Annotated in this window: 14 protein-coding genes, 1 rRNA gene, 1 pseudogene and 1 riboswitch; of the genes and pseudogenes, 12 read left to right on the top strand and 4 right to left on the bottom strand. The window is 71.0% G+C overall.

The annotated features are described in order from the left end of the window. From rrf to ACFVIU_RS20625, 11 genes and pseudogenes are all read left to right on the top strand, one after another. A 5S ribosomal RNA gene (rrf, locus tag ACFVIU_RS20575) occupies window positions 1-95 on the top strand; the annotation flags it as partial. 107 nt (window positions 96-202) lie between these two features. Then, window positions 203-811, top strand: a complete 609-nt coding sequence (locus ACFVIU_RS20580) for a CDP-alcohol phosphatidyltransferase family protein (RefSeq protein ID WP_385844111.1) — start codon at window positions 203-205, stop codon at window positions 809-811. A gap of 114 nt (window positions 812-925) precedes the next feature. Beyond that, window positions 926-3,421 carry a sugar phosphate nucleotidyltransferase gene (locus tag ACFVIU_RS20585; RefSeq protein WP_385844112.1) on the top strand — a complete coding sequence of 832 codons (2,496 nt, stop codon included), beginning with the start codon at window positions 926-928 and terminating at the stop codon, window positions 3,419-3,421. Window positions 3,422-3,587: 166 nt separating this feature from the next. Continuing rightward, entirely contained in the window at window positions 3,588-4,496 is a 909-nt protein-coding gene (locus ACFVIU_RS20590) for a DUF881 domain-containing protein (protein WP_385844113.1), read from the top strand. Beyond that, on the top strand, window positions 4,493-4,825 hold the full coding sequence (locus ACFVIU_RS20595; protein WP_003988855.1) for a small basic family protein: 333 nt from the start codon (window positions 4,493-4,495) through the stop codon (window positions 4,823-4,825). The genes ACFVIU_RS20590 and ACFVIU_RS20595 overlap by 4 nt, the downstream gene beginning before the upstream one ends. 5 nt (window positions 4,826-4,830) lie before the next feature. Next, window positions 4,831-5,676 (top strand): DUF881 domain-containing protein, encoded by an 846-nt coding sequence (locus ACFVIU_RS20600; RefSeq protein ID WP_385844114.1) that lies wholly within the window; start codon window positions 4,831-4,833, stop codon window positions 5,674-5,676. Window positions 5,677-5,866: 190 nt separating this feature from the next. Next, window positions 5,867-6,697 carry an FHA domain-containing protein gene (locus ACFVIU_RS20605; RefSeq protein ID WP_385844115.1) on the top strand — a complete coding sequence of 277 codons (831 nt, stop codon included), beginning with the start codon at window positions 5,867-5,869 and terminating at the stop codon, window positions 6,695-6,697. A gap of 42 nt (window positions 6,698-6,739) precedes the next feature. Next, window positions 6,740-7,477, top strand: coding sequence for a MerR family transcriptional regulator (locus ACFVIU_RS20610; protein ID WP_385844116.1), 738 nt, complete (start codon window positions 6,740-6,742; stop codon window positions 7,475-7,477). Between the two features lie 85 nt (window positions 7,478-7,562). After that, entirely contained in the window at window positions 7,563-8,036 is a 474-nt protein-coding gene (locus ACFVIU_RS20615; RefSeq protein WP_026253112.1) for a bifunctional nuclease family protein, read from the top strand. 259 nt (window positions 8,037-8,295) lie between these two features. Then, window positions 8,296-8,979, top strand: a complete 684-nt coding sequence (locus ACFVIU_RS20620; protein WP_385844117.1) for a MerR family transcriptional regulator — start codon at window positions 8,296-8,298, stop codon at window positions 8,977-8,979. A 70-nt stretch (window positions 8,980-9,049) separates the two neighbouring features. Beyond that, a pseudogene (locus tag ACFVIU_RS20625) lies at window positions 9,050-10,646 on the top strand (DNA polymerase IV). Here the strand turns inward: ACFVIU_RS20625 and ACFVIU_RS20630 are convergent. Next, the gene (locus ACFVIU_RS20630; RefSeq protein ID WP_385844118.1) at window positions 10,568-10,939 is read right to left on the bottom strand and encodes a PRC-barrel domain-containing protein; all 372 of its coding nucleotides are present in this window, start codon (window positions 10,937-10,939) and stop codon (window positions 10,568-10,570) included. The pseudogene ACFVIU_RS20625 and the gene ACFVIU_RS20630 sit on opposite strands and share 79 nt — an antisense overlap. 119 nt (window positions 10,940-11,058) lie before the next feature. Beyond that, window positions 11,059-11,153, top strand: a riboswitch (glycine riboswitch). Window positions 11,154-11,319: 166 nt separating this feature from the next. Here ACFVIU_RS20630 and gcvP point away from each other — a divergent pair. Then, a complete protein-coding gene (gene gcvP / locus ACFVIU_RS20635; protein WP_385844119.1) occupies window positions 11,320-14,205 on the top strand; it encodes an aminomethyl-transferring glycine dehydrogenase in 2,886 nt (961 codons plus the stop codon). 67 nt (window positions 14,206-14,272) lie between these two features. Here the strand turns inward: gcvP and ACFVIU_RS20640 are convergent, their stop codons facing one another. The 3 genes from ACFVIU_RS20640 to ACFVIU_RS20650 all read right to left on the bottom strand — a co-directional run. Next, window positions 14,273-14,692: a molybdopterin-binding protein gene (locus ACFVIU_RS20640; RefSeq protein ID WP_385844120.1), complete on the bottom strand. Its 420-nt coding sequence runs from the start codon at window positions 14,690-14,692 to the stop codon at window positions 14,273-14,275. Window positions 14,693-14,718: 26 nt separating this feature from the next. After that, window positions 14,719-15,780 (bottom strand): ABC transporter ATP-binding protein, encoded by a 1,062-nt coding sequence (locus ACFVIU_RS20645; protein ID WP_385844353.1) that lies wholly within the window; start codon window positions 15,778-15,780, stop codon window positions 14,719-14,721. A gap of 388 nt (window positions 15,781-16,168) precedes the next feature. After that, window positions 16,169-17,057, bottom strand: an 889-nt coding sequence (locus ACFVIU_RS20650) for an ABC transporter permease (RefSeq protein WP_385844121.1), incomplete at its 5' end; no start/stop codon positions are given.

Here is a 17,057-nt window from a genome sequence, read left to right on the forward strand (position 1 = left end):
AAACGCCCGGTTACATTCCGAACCCGGAAGCTAAGCCTCACAGCGCCGATGGTACTGCAGGGGGGACCCTGTGGGAGAGTAGGACACCGCCGAACTCCTTTTACAGCTCCGGCTCTTGGGCACTGCCCAGGGGCCGGAGCTTTTTTGCGTTGAGGTAAGGTCAGGGGGCATCGTTGGCTCGTTTCGCACAGGAGGCCCCCGGGTGGAGGTCCAGGAGACCCGTGTCCAGACAGACCGGGTCCTCACCATCCCCAACATCCTCAGCATGGCGCGGCTCGTCGGCGTACCCGTCTTCCTGTGGCTGATTCTCCGGCCCGAGTTCGGTGGGCCCAACAGCGATGGCTGGGCCCTCCTCATCCTGGCTTTCAGCGGGATCAGTGACTACCTCGACGGCAAGCTCGCCCGCCGCTGGAATCAGATCAGCAGCCTCGGCCGGCTCCTCGATCCCGCCGCAGACCGGCTCTATGTCCTTTCCACTCTCCTGGGCCTGACCTGGCGCGAGATCCTGCCGCTCTGGCTGACCGCCGTGTTGCTGGCGAGAGAACTGGTTCTGCTGGTGATGGTGGGTATCCTCCGCCGGCACGGGTATCCGCCGCCGCAGGTGAACTTCCTCGGCAAGGCGGCCACCTTCAACCTGATGTACGCGTTCCCGCTGCTGCTCCTCAGTGACTGGAGTGGTTGGATCGGGTCACTCGCTGCTATTTTCGGATGGGCGTTCGCCGGATGGGGTACAACCCTCTACTGGTGGGCAGGAGTGCTCTACGTAGTACAAGTCCGCCGATTGGTTCGTGCGGATGCCATAGCCGATTGAGCTCGGCGATTGTCCGGACGTAGCGCCTCGATGGCCCACTGTGGAAAAGTGCGGGACAATCTGGACGGGTGAAGTCGGCTAGACCGTCGTCTCTTGGAGGAGGACGCTTCCGACATGAAGGCCGTCGTGATGGCCGGGGGCGAAGGCACTCGCCTGCGCCCCATGACCTCGAGCATGCCCAAGCCGCTCCTGCCCGTGGCGAATCGCCCGATCATGGAGCACGTGCTACGGCTGCTCAAAAGGCACGGGCTCACCGAGACCGTGGTCACCGTGCAGTTCCTGGCCTCGCTCGTCAAGAACTACTTCGGTGACGGCGAAGAGCTCGGGATGGAGCTCACTTATGCCAATGAGGAGAAGCCACTCGGTACCGCCGGAAGCGTCAAGAACGCGGAAGAGGCATTGAAGGACGATGCCTTCCTCGTCATCTCCGGTGATGCCCTGACCGACTTCGACCTCACTGAGCTGATCAACTTCCACAAGGAGAAGGGCGCGCTGGTCACGGTCTGTCTGACCAGGGTGCCCAATCCGCTGGAGTTCGGTATCACGATCGTCGACGAGGAAGGCAAGGTCGAGCGGTTCCTGGAGAAGCCGACCTGGGGGCAGGTCTTCTCCGACACCGTCAACACGGGCATCTATGTCATGGAGCCCGAGGTCTTCGACTACGTCGAACCGGATGTTCCGGTCGACTGGTCCGGCGATGTGTTCCCGCAGCTGATGAAGGAAGGCAAGCCGGTCTACGGCTTTGTCGCCGAGGGCTACTGGGAGGACGTCGGCACGCACGAGAGCTACGTCAAGGCCCAGGCGGACGTCCTCGAGGGCAAGGTCAACGTCGACATCGACGGCTTCGAGATCTCGCCGGGCGTGTGGGTGGCCGAAGGCGCCGACGTGCATCCCGACGCCGTGCTCCGCGGACCGCTGTACATCGGTGACTACGCCAAGGTCGAGGCCGGCGCGGAGATCCGGGAGCACACCGTCGTGGGCTCGAACGTCGTCGTCAAGAGCGGCGCGTTCCTGCACAAGGCCGTCGTGCACGACAACGTCTATGTCGGGCAGCACAGCAATCTGCGGGGCTGTGTCGTCGGCAAGAACACCGACATCATGCGGGCCGCCCGGATCGAGGACGGCGCGGTCATCGGTGACGAGTGCCTGATCGGTGAGGAATCGATCGTCCAGGGCAACGTCCGTGTCTACCCGTTCAAGACCATCGAGGCCGGTGCCTTCGTCAACACGTCGGTCATCTGGGAGTCCAGAGGGCAGGCGAACCTGTTCGGCGCCCGCGGGGTGTCCGGCATCCTGAACGTCGAGATCACACCCGAACTGGCCGTGCGGCTCGCCGGCGCCTACGCGACGACCCTCAAGAAGGGTTCCACCGTCACAACGGCCCGCGACCACTCCCGAGGCGCCCGGGCGCTCAAGCGGGCGGTCATCTCCGCGCTTCAGGCCAGCGCCATCGACGTACGCGACCTGGAGAACGTACCGCTGCCCGTGGCGCGGCAGCAGACCGCGCGGGGCAGCGCCGGCGGCATCATGATCCGGACCTCGCCGGGCGTGCCCGACTCGGTCGACATCATGTTCTTCGACGGCAACGGCGCCGACCTGTCGCAGGGCAGCCAGCGGAAGCTGGACCGGGTGTTCGCCCGGCAGGAGTACCGGCGGGCGTTCCCCGGTGAGATCGGCGACCTGTACTTCCCGGCGAGCGTCTTCGACTCGTACACCGGCTCGCTGCTGCGGAACGTGGACACCACCGGGATCGCCGAGGCCGGGCTGAAGGTCGTCGTCGACGCCTCCAACGGCAGCGCCGGTCTGGTGCTGCCGAGCCTGCTCGGCAAGCTCGGCGTGGACTCGCTGACCATCAACCCCGGTCTGGACGAGTCCCGGCCCACGGAGACGGGCGAGATGCGCCGGAAGGGTCTGGTGCGGCTGGGCGAGATCGTGGCGTCCTCCGGTGCCGCGTTCGGTGTGCGGTTCGATCCCGTCGGCGAGCGGCTCTCGCTGGTGGACGAGAAGGGCCGGATCATCGAGGACGACCGGGCGCTGCTGGTGATGCTGGACCTGGTCGCCGCGGAGCGGCGCAGCGGCCGGGTGGCGCTGCCGGTGACCACGACCCGGATCGCCGAGCAGGTCGCCGCCTACCACGGCACCCAGGTCGAGTGGACCACCACCTCGCCCGACGACCTCACGCGCGTGGGCGGCGAGGAAGGGACCATCTTCGGCGGTGACGGCAAGGGCGGGTTCATCGTCCCCGAGTTCAGCAGTGTCTACGACGGTACGGCGGCCTTCGTACGGCTGATCGGTCTGGTGGCGCGGACCCAGCTCACCCTCAGCCAGATCGACGCACGGATCCCGCGGGCGCACGTCCTCAAGCGGGACCTCGCGACGCCGTGGGCCGTCAAGGGGCTGGTGATGCGGCGGGTGGTCGAGGCCGCCGGGGATCGCTTTGTCGACACGACGGACGGTGTCCGGGTCGTGGAGACCGACGGACGATGGGTCATGGTGCTGCCGGACCCGGCCGAGGCGGTCACCCACCTGTGGGCCGAAGGGCCCGACGACGCCTCCGCACAGGCCCTGCTGGACGAGTGGTCGGGGGTCGTGGACAGCGCCGGACGGTGACGTGGAGCGCCCCGGGCGGCACCGCCCGGGGCGCTGCCGTACGGCGGCCTGATGTGGGGAAATGCGCTGCACGCGTGCGTGCCGGACACGTGTCCCTGGGGGGCCTGTCCGGCACGCCGGTGGGGCCATTCGGAGGTATCCCTCGCGACATGCGACGATGTGCGGCATGCCGCAGCAACCCCCCGTTCGGAGCAGCCCCGCGCGGCCGCAGCGCCCGGACGCCTCCATGTCGTTGATCAACAACGTCATGGACCACAGCCTCGACGACGGGTACGCCGAGGCCGCCGCCCGGAAGAAGTCCCAGGGCGAGGGCGGCCTGCCGAAGACCCTGCGGGCGAAGCTGGGCCTCGCGGCCGGTCTCGTCCTCGCGGCGCTGGTCGTGACGGTGGGGGCGGCACAGGCGCGGATCGCGGCGCCCGTGGTGGCCAAGGAGCGCCAGGAGCTGATCGACCGCGTCGACAAGGAGACCGCCGACGCGGACAAGCTGGAGAGCACGGTCGACAAGCTGCGCGACGACGTCACGGCCCGGCAGCGGGCCGCCCTGCGGTCGAGCGGCGGCAGCGCCGAGGCGGACCTGGTGAGCCTGCTGTCGGGCGCCACCGCGGTGCACGGCCCCGGCGTCAAGCTCGTCGTGAACGACGCCAAGGAGGCCACCACGGGCGGTGACGGGACCAATCCGCGGGAGACCGCGGGCTTCTCCGACACCGGCCGGGTGCGCGACCGTGACATGCAGCGTGTGGTCAACGGTCTGTGGGCCTCCGGAGCCGAGGCCGTCTCGATCAACGGGCAGCGGCTGACCGCCCTGTCCGCGATCAGGGCCGCGGGTGACGCGATACTGGTCGACAACAGGCCGCTGGTGCCGCCGTACACGGTGCTGGCGGTGGGGGACGGGGAAAGGTTGAGCACCGGGTTCCAGAACAGCGCCGACGGCCTGTATCTGCATGCCCTGGAGCAGAACTACGGCATCCGCGCCACCATCTCCACCGAGGGTGACGTGCGGCTGCCCGCCGCTCCCAGCGTGATCGTACGCACAGCACAGCCGAATGCCGAGAAGACTGGGAAGGGCACATCGTGATCGCCGTACTGGGCCTCGTCGTGGGAGTCGTGGCCGGCCTGTTGGTCCGGCCCGAGGTTCCGGCGGTGGTCGAGCCTTATCTGCCGATCGCCGTCGTGGCGGCGCTGGACGCCGTCTTCGGCGGTCTGCGGGCCATGCTCGACGGGATCTTCGACGACAAGGTCTTCGTGGTGTCGTTCCTGTCGAACGTGGTCGTCGCCGCGCTCATCGTCTTCCTCGGCGACAAGTTGGGCGTGGGCGCGCAGCTGTCCACGGGTGTCGTGGTGGTCCTGGGCATCCGGATCTTCTCCAACGCCGCGGCGATCCGACGGCACGTGTTCCGGGCGTGACATCCATGAGCGATCAGGAAGAGCAGCCGCAGAAGGCGGAGAACAGGCTGCGCAAGGAGCTGCCGGCCGAGGTGCCCGCCCAGGCACCGGGGACCGAGCCGACGTCCGCGGACCCCGCTCCGGAACCGCTGACCGGCCGGCAGCGGCTGGTCAAGGGACTGTGGCCGCCGCGCTTCACCCGGGCCCAACTCATCGTCGCGGTCCTCCTGTTCGGCCTCGGTTTCGGTCTGGCCGTGCAGGTCGCCTCCAACAGCGACACCGACAGCGCGCTGCGCGGCGCACGCCAGGAAGATCTTGTACGCATCCTCGATGAACTGGATTCGCGCACACAGCGTCTTCAGGACGAGAAGCAGGGACTCGACAAGCAGCGTCAGGAACTCCAGAGCAGTTCCGACCAGGCCGCCGAGGCGCGCAAGCAGACCGCCGAGAAGGAGAAGCAACTCGGCATCCTGGCGGGCACGGTGGGCGCTCAGGGTCCGGGCATCACCTTGACGATCGAGGACACGAAGGGGACGGTCCAGGCGGACATGCTGCTCGACACCATCCAGGAGCTGCGCGCGGCCGGTGCGGAGGCGATCGAGGTCAACGGAGTGCGTGTGGTGGCCGGCACTTATTTCGCGGATGCGGGCAAGAGCGTGGACGTGGACGGGAACAAGATCAACGCCCCCTATCGTTTCAAGGTCATCGGCAAGCCGCAGGACCTGGAGCCGGCGCTGAACATCCCGGGAGGCGTGGTGCAGACTCTGGAGAAGGAGCAGGCCACGGTCACCGTCGCACGGTCGGGCAAGATCGTCGTGGACGCCTTGCGACAGGCGAAGCGGCCTGACTACGCTCGGTCGTCCTCCCAGTGAACCGGTGGTGCATGGGGGACATCCGGCAGGGGCATGAGGTTGCGGGGGGTCGGCGCACCGAAGAGGTGGTGCGTGGTGGAAACTGTCTGGTGGGCACGGACGTTGTGAGGATGTCCGGGTCGGCCGGTGTAGGCAATCAGGGTTCGTCCTGCCCCACGGGCGGGTCTGTTTCGGTCAAGGGGAATCGCCCGTGAAGTTGTTTGCGAAGTTGTTCGGCAAGAGCGCGCGAGAGGGCAACGCCAACGCGACCGCCCGTCATCGCGCACAGCCTGATGCGGAGGGCCAGCGCCCGCTGTTCCGGGACCAGGTCGCTGGTCCGGGTGGTGACATTTCGGGAGGTCAGGGCGCGGCGTCTGTTGACCCTGCCCAGTCCGGCGGCATAGGTTTCGGGCAACCGTCAACCTCAGGTACGGGTGGAGGGTTCACTCCCGGCCCGTACGCGTCCAACGCCCCGGCGGGGCAGCCGCAGCAGGAGGATCCGTCGATGTCGGTCCTGGTGTGTACGAGGTGCGGTAACCGCAATGCGGAGAACGCCCGCTTCTGCTCCAACTGTGGTGCGCCGCTGCGCCCCGGTGTGGTGCCGGAGCGTGCCTCCGAGACCACGTCCACGATCTCCATCTCCGGTCTCGAGGCCTACGAGGCGGAGGCGACCGGCCAGACGCCGCTGCCGATGCTCTCGCCCGAGGCGCAGGCCGCGGTGGACGCCCTGCCGCTCGGCTCGGCGCTGCTGGTGGTGCGCCGGGGTCCGAACTCGGGCAGCCGCTTCCTGCTGGACAGCGATCTGACCACGGCCGGACGTCACCCGCAGAGCGACATCTTCCTGGACGACGTGACGGTCTCGCGTCGCCATGTGGAGTTCCGGCGCTCCCCGGACGGTTCGTTCACCGTGGCCGACGTGGGCAGCCTGAACGGCACCTACGTCAACCGTGAGCGGATCGACCAGGTCGCCTTGCAGAACGGCGACGAGGTGCAGATCGGCAAGTACCGGCTGGTGTTCTACGCGAGCCGGCAGGGCATCTGACCCGCCCCCGGACTCGGTCCGGGGATCCCCCAGGGAAGGTCCATGCTGCAAACACCGAGTGGCGGTGCCGGAAGCGGTACCGCCGCCAGGGACAGTGGGCTGATGAGCATCGGCACGGTGCTGAACGTGCTGCGCGACGAGTTCCCCGAAGTCACCATCTCCAAGATCCGCTTCCTGGAGTCGGAGGGGCTCATCGAGCCGCAGCGGACCCCCTCGGGGTACCGCAAGTTCAGCGCCGAGGACGTCACCCGTCTCGGCCATGTCCTCAGGATGCAGCGGGACCACTATCTGCCGCTCAAGGTGATCCGTGAGCAGCTGGACGCCATGGAGCGCGGGGAGGCCGTACAGCTGCCGCTGGTGGGGCGCCAGCGCACCGCGGAGCATGAAGCGGAGCGGCCGGAGGGCCCCACGGTGGCCCGGGTCGGCCGGGCGGAGCTGCTGGCGGCCGCCGACATCGACGAGGGCGCGCTGAAGGAGTGGGAGTCCTACGGGCTCATCGCTCCGCTGGAGGAGGGCGTCTACGACGCGGAGGCGGTCACCGTGGCGTCCCTCATCGCCGAGCTGGGCGGATTCGGGATCGAGCCGCGCCACCTTAGGGTGATGAAGGCGGCGGCCGATCGCGAGGCCGGCCTGGTGGACCAGGTGGTGGCCCCGCTCAAGCGCCACCGCAACCCGCAGACCAGGGCGCTCGCCGAGGCCCGTACCAAGGAGCTGGCGGCGCTCACGGTGAAGCTGCACGCGGCTCTGGTGAAGACCGCGCTCGGGATCCGGCTGCCCTGACCGGGCGGGGTCCGGGGCGACCGGATCGGGCACCTGTTCCCGGCCCGACTACCCAAACGTCCCGAGCACGGCCTAGGGTTGCTGTGTGAACGAGCTCGATGTCGTAGGTGTCCGGGTCGAAATGCCCTCCAACCAGCCGATCGTGCTCCTGCGCGAAGTGGGGGGCGACCGCTACCTCCCCATCTGGATCGGACCGGGGGAGGCGACGGCGATCGCCTTCGCCCAGCAGGGCATGGCCCCCGCCCGACCGCTGACCCACGACCTTTTCAAGGACGTGCTGGAGGCCGTCGGCCAGGAGCTGACCGAAGTACGCATCACCGACCTGCGGGAAGGCGTCTTCTACGCGGAGCTGGTCTTTGCCAGCGGGGTCGAGGTCAGCGCCCGTCCCTCCGATGCCATAGCGCTGGCCCTGCGCACCGGAACGCCGATCTACGGAAGTGACACGGTGCTGGACGACGCGGGTATCGCCATCCCGGACGAGCAGGAGGACGAGGTGGAGAAGTTCCGCGAGTTCCTCGACCAGATCTCGCCCGAGGACTTCGGTACCAGCAGCCAGTGAGGCGCCGGAAGCGGTGACCGCCGGCGGCGCGTGCCGGCCGGCGGTGACTTCGTACGGCCAGGCCGGTGGGCAATTGCCACCGGCCCTTGAGAGCGTCCTACGGCTTCCCGTGAGCGCATTCGGCTAGCCTTTCCCCGCGGTGGGACACGGGAAACCACTCCTAGGGTGATTATCACTCGGCGTGCCGAGTGTGGCGATCGTTGACGCACCCCTGGTGACTGCCTACCGTCGAGAAGGCAGGTCAAGGACGGAGGTCGGCGTGAGAACGAGCGGCGACGGTACGGCTGGGGGTGCCCCCGGACGCGGTTTCGGGGAGAGCGGTCCGTACCCTCCCCCCGGTTCTCAGCTGTGTTCGGACAGGGGGTACCCCCATGCCGGCAGCGCGGTCGAGCACGCCCCGCAGCGGCCGACGGTGGTGCCGGACGGCAAAGGGGTGGCGGCCATGACGTCCGAGCAGATCGGTTACCGCGGGCCCACCGCCTGCGCGGCCGCCGGCATCACCTACCGGCAGCTCGACTACTGGGCCCGCACCGGCCTGGTCGAGCCCAGTGTGCGGCCCGCGTACGGGTCCGGCACGCAGCGGCTGTACAGCTTCCGTGACGTCGTCGTGCTGAAGATCGTCAAGCGCTTTCTGGACACCGGTGTGTCGCTCCAGAACATCCGCTCGGCCGTCCAGCACCTCAGAGAACGCGGTTTCCGTGACCTGGAGCGGATGACCCTGATGAGCGACGGCGCCACGGTGTACGAGTGCACCTCGCCGGACGAGGTCCACGCCCTGCTCCAGGGCGGTCAGGGCATCTTCGGCATCGCCGTCGGAGTGGTGTGGCGGGACGTGGAAAGCGCACTCTCCCAGCTGCACGGAGAGCGCATCGACACCGGTGAGACCCTCGTCGGGCACAACCCCGCGGACGAGCTGGCGCGGCGGCGCAACCGGGCGGTCTGACGGCCCGGTCGGCCGGGGCTCCGGTCCCGGTCCGCGGGCATTGTCAGTGGCGTGGTGCAGCATCGGAGATGTGAGAAACGCGCCCACCATCCTGCATCTCGACATGGATGCCTTCTACGCCTCCGTGGAACAGGCATCCAAGCCGAGCCTGCGCGGGAAGGCGGTCGTCGTGGGCGGGCTCGGCCCGCGCGGTGTGGTGGCCACGGCGTCGTACGAGGCGCGGGTCCTCGGGGTGCACTCGGCGATGCCCATGGCCCAGGCGCGCCGGCTGGCGCCCAACGCGGCGTATCTGGTGCCGCGCTTCTCCCTGTACCGGTCGGTCAGCGAGCAGGTGATGGCGCTGCTGCGGGAGCTGTCCCCGCTGGTGGAGCCGCTGAGCCTGGACGAGGCGTTCGTCGATCTGGAGGCCGGGGGAGCGGCCTGGGACGAGGAGTCGGCGCGGCTGACCGGGATCAGACTGCGCAGCGACATCAAGGCGGTCACCGGGCTCACGGGGTCGGTCGGGCTCGCCGCGTCCAAGATGCTCGCGAAGATCGCCTCCGAGCAGGCCAAGCCGGACGGACTGGTGGTGATCGAGCCGGGCACCGAGCGGGCACTGCTGGGGCCCATGCCGGTGCGCACCCTGCCGGGGGTGGGGCCGGCCACCGGAGACCATCTGCGGCGGGCCGGGATCACCACCGTCGAGGAGCTGGCGGAGGCGGGCGAGGACGAACTCGTCCGGCTGCTCGGCAAGGCGCACGGGCAGGCGTTGTACGCGATGGCGCTGGCCCATGACGAGCGGCCCGTGGTGGCCGAGCGCGAGGCCAAGTCGGTGTCGGTCGAGGACACCTACGACGTCGACATCCACGACCGCCTGCGGATCGGTCTGGAGGTACGGCGGCTCGCCGACCGGTGCGTGGGGCGGCTGCGCGGGGCCGGGCTGTCCGGGCGGACCATCGTGCTGAAGGTGCGGCGGTACGACTTCTCGACGCTGACCCGCTCGGAGACGCTGCGCGGGCCCACGGACGATCCGGCGGTGGTGCGGGAGGCGGCCGCGCGGTTGCTGGACTCGGTGGACACCACGGGCGGGGTGCGACTGCTCGGGGTGGGCGTGTCGGGGCTGGCCGACTACACGCAGGAGGATCTGTTCGCGCAGGCGGCGTGGGCCGCGGAGGAGGGCGAGCGGCAGGAAGAGGGGGAGGCGGACGGTGCCGAGGCCGAGGCGGAGACCGAGGGGGCGGAGCGGGGCGCGGAGCCCGCGGAGCGGCTGTGGCGGCCGGGGCAGGACGTGCGGCACGCGGAGTACGGGTACGGCTGGGTGCAGGGCAGCGGGGTGGGGCGGGTCACCGTGCGGTTCGAGACGCCGCAGTCCGAGCCGGGGCGGGTGCGGACCTTCCTCGTCGGGGACGCCGCACTGGAGGCGGTGGAGCCGTTGCCGCTGGTGCTGGGCGTCGCCGACCCGCCCGCCGGGGTCCCGGCGGCGGACGGTGGCCATCGGGCCGGCTCCGCGCCGGACCCCGGAACCCGGCAGCCCGTAGGTCCGGCCGGGGTCCAGCCCGGTTCCGGGTGAGTTCGAGGACGGGGTGGGATCAAGGCTTCGTGGGGCGGGTCAGGTTTCCTCCGTGCCCGCCAGCTTGCCGAAGTCGTGGTCCGGAAGTGGGGGGTGCGGCGATGTGTCGAGGCCGTAGTGGTGGTAGAGCTGGAGTTCCTGCTCGGGGGAGAGATGGCGGCCCACCCCGAAGTCGGGGGCGTCCCTGATCAGGGCGCGCTCGAAGGGGACCCGGAGGGAGCCGTCGACCAGTTCGCTCGGTTCCAGAGGGACGAAGGCGTCCCGGGAGAACAGGCCGGTGCGTATGGCCGCCCACTCGGGCACGCCCGTCGCATCGTCGAGGTAGACCTCGTCAATGGTGCCGATCTTGGTGCCATCGCGGTCGAACGCCTTGCGGCCGATCAGGTTGCGCGGATCGATGTCGGTCTGCACGGTCCCTCTCCCTCCACTTGGTCGCAACTCATCCGTAAGCACTACAAAAGAGCACATTCAACGAGGCGGCCACTCGAGGGCCCAGGCGTTGACCTCGCTGGTAGGCTGACAGCGGCTGCTGACCCCGTGCGGGAGAGTCCTCCGACCACGTCGGAGGCGCCGAAGGAGCAAATCCTCCCCGGAATCTCTCAGGCTCACGTACCGCACGGACGAGGTCACTCTGGAAAGCAGGGCGGGTGTCGACGGCTTCCGCTCTCACCGACGGTGAAAACCGGGCGTGCCCGGTGAAACTCTCAGGTTGAGATGACAGAGGGGGAGGCCGTCCGGGCACCCGCGCCGTGGTGCCCTCGAAGGTCGCGTCAGACCAGGAGGCCTCCGCCATGACCGCCCATCGCATTCCGCTCTCCGCACTCGAAGCGGGCATCCCCTTCGAGCAGCGCCACATCGGGCCCGACCAGGAGGCGCGGGCCAAGATGCTCGCGCAGGTGGGCTACGGCTCGCTGGACGAGCTGACCGCCGCCGCGGTCCCGGATGTGATCAAGAACGCCGATGCGCTCGATCTGCCGGGTGCCCGCACCGAGGCGGAGGTGCTCGCCGAGCTGCGCTCCCTGGCGGACCGCAACCAGGTGCTCGGATCGATGATCGGCCTGGGGTACTACGGCACCTTCACGCCGCCCGTCATCCTCCGCAACGTCATGGAGAACCCGGCCTGGTACACGGCCTACACGCCGTACCAGCCGGAGATCTCCCAGGGGCGCCTCGAGGCCCTGCTGAACTTCCAGACCATGGTCGCGGAGCTGACCGGCCTGCCGACCTCCGGCGCCTCGCTCCTCGACGAGGGCACGGCCGCAGCCGAGGCCATGGCGCTGTCGCTGCGGATGGGCAAGAACAAGAAGGGTCTCTTCCTCGTCGACGCGGACGCGCTGCCGCAGACGATCGCCGTCATCGAGACCCGTGCCGAGCCGACCGGCGTCGAGGTCGTCGTCGCCGACCTCAGCGAGGGCATCCCGGCCGACCTCGCCGCCCGCGAGATCAACGGCGTGCTGGTCCAGTACCCGGGCGCCTCCGGTGCCGTACGGGACATCAAGCCGGTCATCGACCAGGCGCACGAGCTGGGCGCGCTGGTCACCGTCGCCGCCGACCTGCTCGCCCTGACCCTGCTGACCTCGCCGGGTGAGCTGGGCGCGGACATCGCCGTCGGCACCACCCAGCGCTTCGGTGTGCCGATGGGCTTCGGCGGCCCGCACGCCGGCTACATGGCCGTGCGCGAGAAGTTCGCCCGCAGCCTGCCGGGCCGGCTGGTGGGCGTGTCCGTCGACGCCGACGGGAACAAGGCCTACCGGCTCGCGTTGCAGACCCGTGAGCAGCACATCCGCCGGGAGAAGGCCACCAGCAACATCTGCACCGCGCAGGTGCTGCTCGCGGTCATGGCGGGCATGTACGCCGTGTACCACGGGCCGGAGGGGCTGCGGACCATCGCACGGCGCACGCACCGCTACGCCTCCGTCCTCGCCGCCGGGCTGACGGCCGGCGGGGTCGAGCTGGTGCAGGGCGCCTTCTTCGACACCCTCACCGCGCGCGTGCCCGGCAAGGCCGCCGAGATCGTCGCCGCCGCCCGCGCGGGCGGCGTCAACCTGCGTCTGGTCGATGCCGACCATGTCTCCCTGGCCTGCGACGAGACCACCAACCGGGCCCAGCTCGCCGCCGTCTTCTCCGCCTTCGGCGTCGAGGGCGACATCGAGGCGCTGGACGCGGCCGCCGGCGAGGCCCTGCCCGAGGCGCTGCTGCGCACCGACGACTACCTGGCCCACCCGGTCTTCCACCAGCACCGCTCCGAGACCGCGATGCTGCGCTACCTGCGCAAGCTGGCCGACCGCGACTACGCGCTCGACCGCGGCATGATCCCGCTGGGCTCCTGCACCATGAAGCTCAACGCGACCACCGAGATGGAGCCGGTCACCTGGCCCGAGTTCGGCCAGCTGCACCCCTTCGCCCCGGCCGAGCAGGCGGAGGGCTACCTCACGCTCATCCGTGAGCTGGAGGACCGTCTCGCCGAGGTGACGGGGTACGACAAGGTCTCGCTCCAGCCGAACGCCGGTTCGCAGGGCGAGCTGGCCGGCCTGCTCGCCGTGCGCGGTTACCACCGGGCCAACGGTGACGAGCAGCGGACCGTCTGCCTGATCCCGTCCTCGGCGCACGGCACGAACGCCGCCAGCGCCGTGATGGCCGGCATGAAGGTCGTCGTCGTGAAGACCGCCGAGGACGGCGAGATCGACGTCGACGATCTGCGCGCCAAGATCGAGCAGCACCGCGACGAGCTGGCCGTGCTGATGATCACCTACCCGTCCACGCACGGTGTGTTCGAGGAGCACGTCGCCGACATCTGCGCCCAGGTCCATGAGGCGGGCGGCCAGGTGTACGTCGACGGCGCCAACCTCAACGCGCTGGTCGGCCTCGCCAAGCCGGGCCACTTCGGCGGTGACGTCTCCCACCTGAACCTGCACAAGACCTTCTGCATCCCGCACGGTGGCGGCGGTCCGGGCGTCGGCCCGGTGGCCGTACGGTCGCACCTGGCGCCGTACCTGCCGAACCACCCGCTCCAGCCGGCCGCCGGCCCGGAGACCGGGGTCGGTCCGATCTCGGCCGCTCCGTGGGGCTCGGCGGGCATCCTGCCGATCTCCTGGGCGTACGTCCGCCTGATGGGCGGCGAGGGGCTGAAGCGGGCCACCCAGGTGGCCGTGCTGTCGGCGAACTACGTCGCCAAGCGCCTGGAGCCGCACTACCCGGTGCTGTACACCGGCCCCGGCGGTCTGGTCGCGCACGAGTGCATCATCGACCTGCGGCCGCTGACCAAGGCGACCGGTGTGAGCGTCGACGATGTCGCCAAGCGCCTCATCGACTACGGCTTCCACGCGCCGACCATGTCCTTCCCGGTCGCCGGCACCCTGATGATCGAGCCGACCGAGTCCGAGGACCTCACCGAGCTGGACCGTTTCTGCGACGCGATGATCGCCATCCGCGCGGAGATCGAGAAGGTGGGCTCCGGCGAGTGGCCCGCGGAGGACAACCCGCTCCGGGGCGCCCCGCACACCGCCGCCGCGCTCGGCGGTGAGTGGGCGCACGCCTACAGCCGCGAGGAGGCCGTCTTCCCGGCCGGTGTCTCGGTCGCCGACAAGTACTGGCCGCCGGTGCGCCGTATCGACCAGGCCTTCGGCGACCGCAACCTGGTGTGCTCCTGCCCGCCGCTGGACGCGTACGAGGACTGAGCGAGCCGAGGCCGAGGGCCCCGTCCGGCTGGTGCCGGGCGGGGCCCTCGCCGTGTCCGGGGGCGGGTCAGGCCGTCGCCAGGGACACCTCGGTCGACTTGATCAGGGCGACGACGGAGGAGCCGGTGGCGAGGCCCAGGGCGGTGACGGACTCGCGGGTGACGGCCGAGGTCAGCTCGCCGCCCTCGATGGCGATCTTGACGGTGGCCATCGCGGCGCCGGCGGCCAGGTCCGTGACGGTGCCCGGCAGCTGGTTGCGGATGGACACGCGGCCCACCGGGTCGGTGGCGAGAGCCACCTCGGTGGCCTTCACCAGCGCCCGTACCGCGGTGCCCTCGGCGAGGCCGAGGTCCCGGGCGGCCTCCAGGGTGATCGCCGCGGTGAGGTCCTGGCCGCCGTCCAGGCGGAGCTTCACGGTGGCCATGGCCTCGCCGGGGTGTACGGCGGTGATGGTGCCGGGGAGCTGGTTGCGGATGCTCAGAGTCATGGCCCGACGGTAGTGCGGGTGGGGGTTCAGGCCGGGTACGCGTGGGTCTGCGTCGCTTTGACTGTCGCCCAGACCGGTGCACCCGGGTGCAGGTCCAGCTCCGCGGCGGCGACCGTGGTCAGGTCGGCGGCGAGCGGGAGTTCCCCGGTCAGATCGGCGCGGATCTGGTCGCCGTGGGTCTCCAGGCCGGCCACCTCGCAGCGCCACAGGTTGCGGGCGCTGGAGGCCGTGGGCCGGTCCCGGAAGAGGGTCACGGCGGACGGCGGGAAGGCGACGAAGGCCGGTCCGGACAGGGTCTCGGTGGTGGTGATGGAGGGCCCGGCGTCCAGTCGTACCGTGTGCCCGTCCGCCCGGCCGCGGTAGAGGTTGAGGCCGACCAGCTGGGCGATGTAGTCCGTGCGCGGGTGGCGGGCGATGTCGGTGGGGCCGCCCTCCTGTACGACGCGGCCGTGCTCCACGACCACCAGCCGGTCGGCGAGCACCATGGCGTCCAGCGGGTCGTGGGTGACCAGTACGGCGACGGCCTCGAACTCGGCGAGGTGGCGGCGCAGCTGGGCGCGGACCTCCAGCCGGGTGCGGGCGTCCAGGGCGGCCAGCGGCTCGTCCAGGAGCAGCAGCCGGGGCCGGGTGGCCAGGGCGCGGGCGAGGGCCACGCGCTGGGCCTGGCCGCCGGAGAGGCGGCGGGGCTTGGCGTGGGCGTGGGCCGCCAGGCCCATGCGGTCCAGCCAGGTGGCGGCCAGGGCGCGGGCCTCCGCCTTGGACGCGCCCTGGCAGCGGGGGCCGAAGGCGACGTTGTCGAGCGCGGAGAGGTGGGGGAAGAGGAGGTAGTCCTGGAAGACCACGCCGACCGGGCGGGACTCCGGGGGAGTGTGGTGCAGGGGGGTGCCGTCGAGGTGCAGATGGCCGCCGGTGAGGGGGATGAGGCCGGCCAGGGCGCGCAGGGCGGTGGTCTTGCCCGCGCCGTTGGGGCCGAGGAGGGCGAGGACTTCGCCGGGGGCGGCGGTGAGGGGGATGTCCAGGCGGAAGGTCGTGCGGTCGACGAGGAGGTGGGCGTCGAGGGCGGGTGGGGTGGTGGGGGTCGCGTGCAGGTGGGGGTGCGCGTGCGGCGGCTGCGGCGTGGGGGTGGCGCGGGCGGGGCCGGCGGGGGGTTGGCCCCCCCCCCCCCCCCCGCGGCCGGCCCCGGGGGCTGGTGGGGGGGGGGGGGGTGGGGGGGGGGGGGGGGGGGGGGGGGGGGGGGGGGGGGGGGGCGGGGGGGGGGGGGGGGGGGCGGGGGGGGGGGGGGGGGGGGGGGGGGGGCCCGGCCTTCGGCCGGGATGGGGTTCCCCCCCGCACCACGCGTGCGGCGTTCGTCGGCGGGTGCGGGTGGAATGTGGTGGCGTGCGGCGCCGTCGCCGGGTGCGGCGCCGTCGGCGGGTGCCGGTGCGGGTCGGTGGGGTGCGGCGCCGTCCGTGGGGAGGCCGGGGGTGTGCGGGTTGGTCATGGTGTTGTCATCCAGCGGTCCCGGAGGCCGGCCAGGACGGCGATCGACACCGCCAGCAGGACCAGGCTGAGCGAGATGGCGGCCTCGGGGTCGTTCTGAAGGGCGAGGTAGACCGCCAGGGGCATGGTCTGGGTACGGCCGGGGAAGTTGCCCGCGAACGTGATCGTCGCGCCGAACTCGCCCAGCGCCCGCGCCCAGGCGAGCACCGCGCCGGCGGCGATGCCGGGGGCGATCAGCGGCAGGGTGACCCGGCGGAACGCGGTGAAGCGGGACGCCCCGAGCGTGGTCGCCGCCTCCTCGTAGCGCGGGTCGGCGGCGCGCAGGGTGCCCTCGACGCTGATGACCAGGAACGGCATCGCGACGAACGCCTCGGCGATCACCACGCCGGCGGTGGTGAACGGCAGCGTGATCCCGAACCAGGCGTCGAGCCACTGGCCGACGACGCCGTTGCGGCCCAGCGCGAGGAGGAGAGCGACACCGCCGACCACCGGCGGCAGCACCAGCGGCAGCGTCACCAGGGCCCGGACGAGACCCCGGCCGGGGAACTCCGTACGGGCCAGCAGCCAGGCCAGCGGCACCCCGAGGACCAGGCTCACGGCGGTCGCCGCGGTGGCCGTGACCAGCGACAGCTGGAGCGCCTGCCACACCTCGGGGCTGGTCAGCTGGTCCGGCAGACTGCGCCAGGGCGCGCGCACGAGCAGCGCGAGCAGCGGCAGCAGCAGAAACGCCAGGGCCAGCACACCCGGCAGCAACAGGGGCAGCGGCACCGCGAGCCGTGCGGGGGGGGGCCCCCCCGCCCCCCCCCGCGGCCCCCCCCCCCCCCCGGGGGGGGGGGGCGGGGGGGCCCGGGGGGGGGGGGCGGGGGGCGGGGGGCGGGGAGCCGCC

The sequence above is a fragment of the Streptomyces sp. NPDC127190 genome (genome assembly GCF_042672505.1).
Taxonomy (GTDB): domain Bacteria; phylum Actinomycetota; class Actinomycetes; order Streptomycetales; family Streptomycetaceae; genus Streptomyces.

Coding starts and splice junctions, on each gene's coding strand:
- ACFVIU_RS20585 (WP_385844112.1), top strand. CDS start 926: ATGAAGGCCGTCGTGATGGCCGGGGGCGAAGGCACTCGCCTGCGCCCC.
- ACFVIU_RS20600 (WP_385844114.1), top strand. CDS start 4,831: ATGAGCGATCAGGAAGAGCAGCCGCAGAAGGCGGAGAACAGGCTGCGC.
- gcvP (WP_385844119.1), top strand. CDS start 11,320: ATGACCGCCCATCGCATTCCGCTCTCCGCACTCGAAGCGGGCATCCCC.
- ACFVIU_RS20640 (WP_385844120.1), bottom strand. CDS start 14,692: ATGACTCTGAGCATCCGCAACCAGCTCCCCGGCACCATCACCGCCGTA.
- ACFVIU_RS20610 (WP_385844116.1), top strand. CDS start 6,740: ATGCTGCAAACACCGAGTGGCGGTGCCGGAAGCGGTACCGCCGCCAGG.
- ACFVIU_RS20590 (WP_385844113.1), top strand. CDS start 3,588: ATGCCGCAGCAACCCCCCGTTCGGAGCAGCCCCGCGCGGCCGCAGCGC.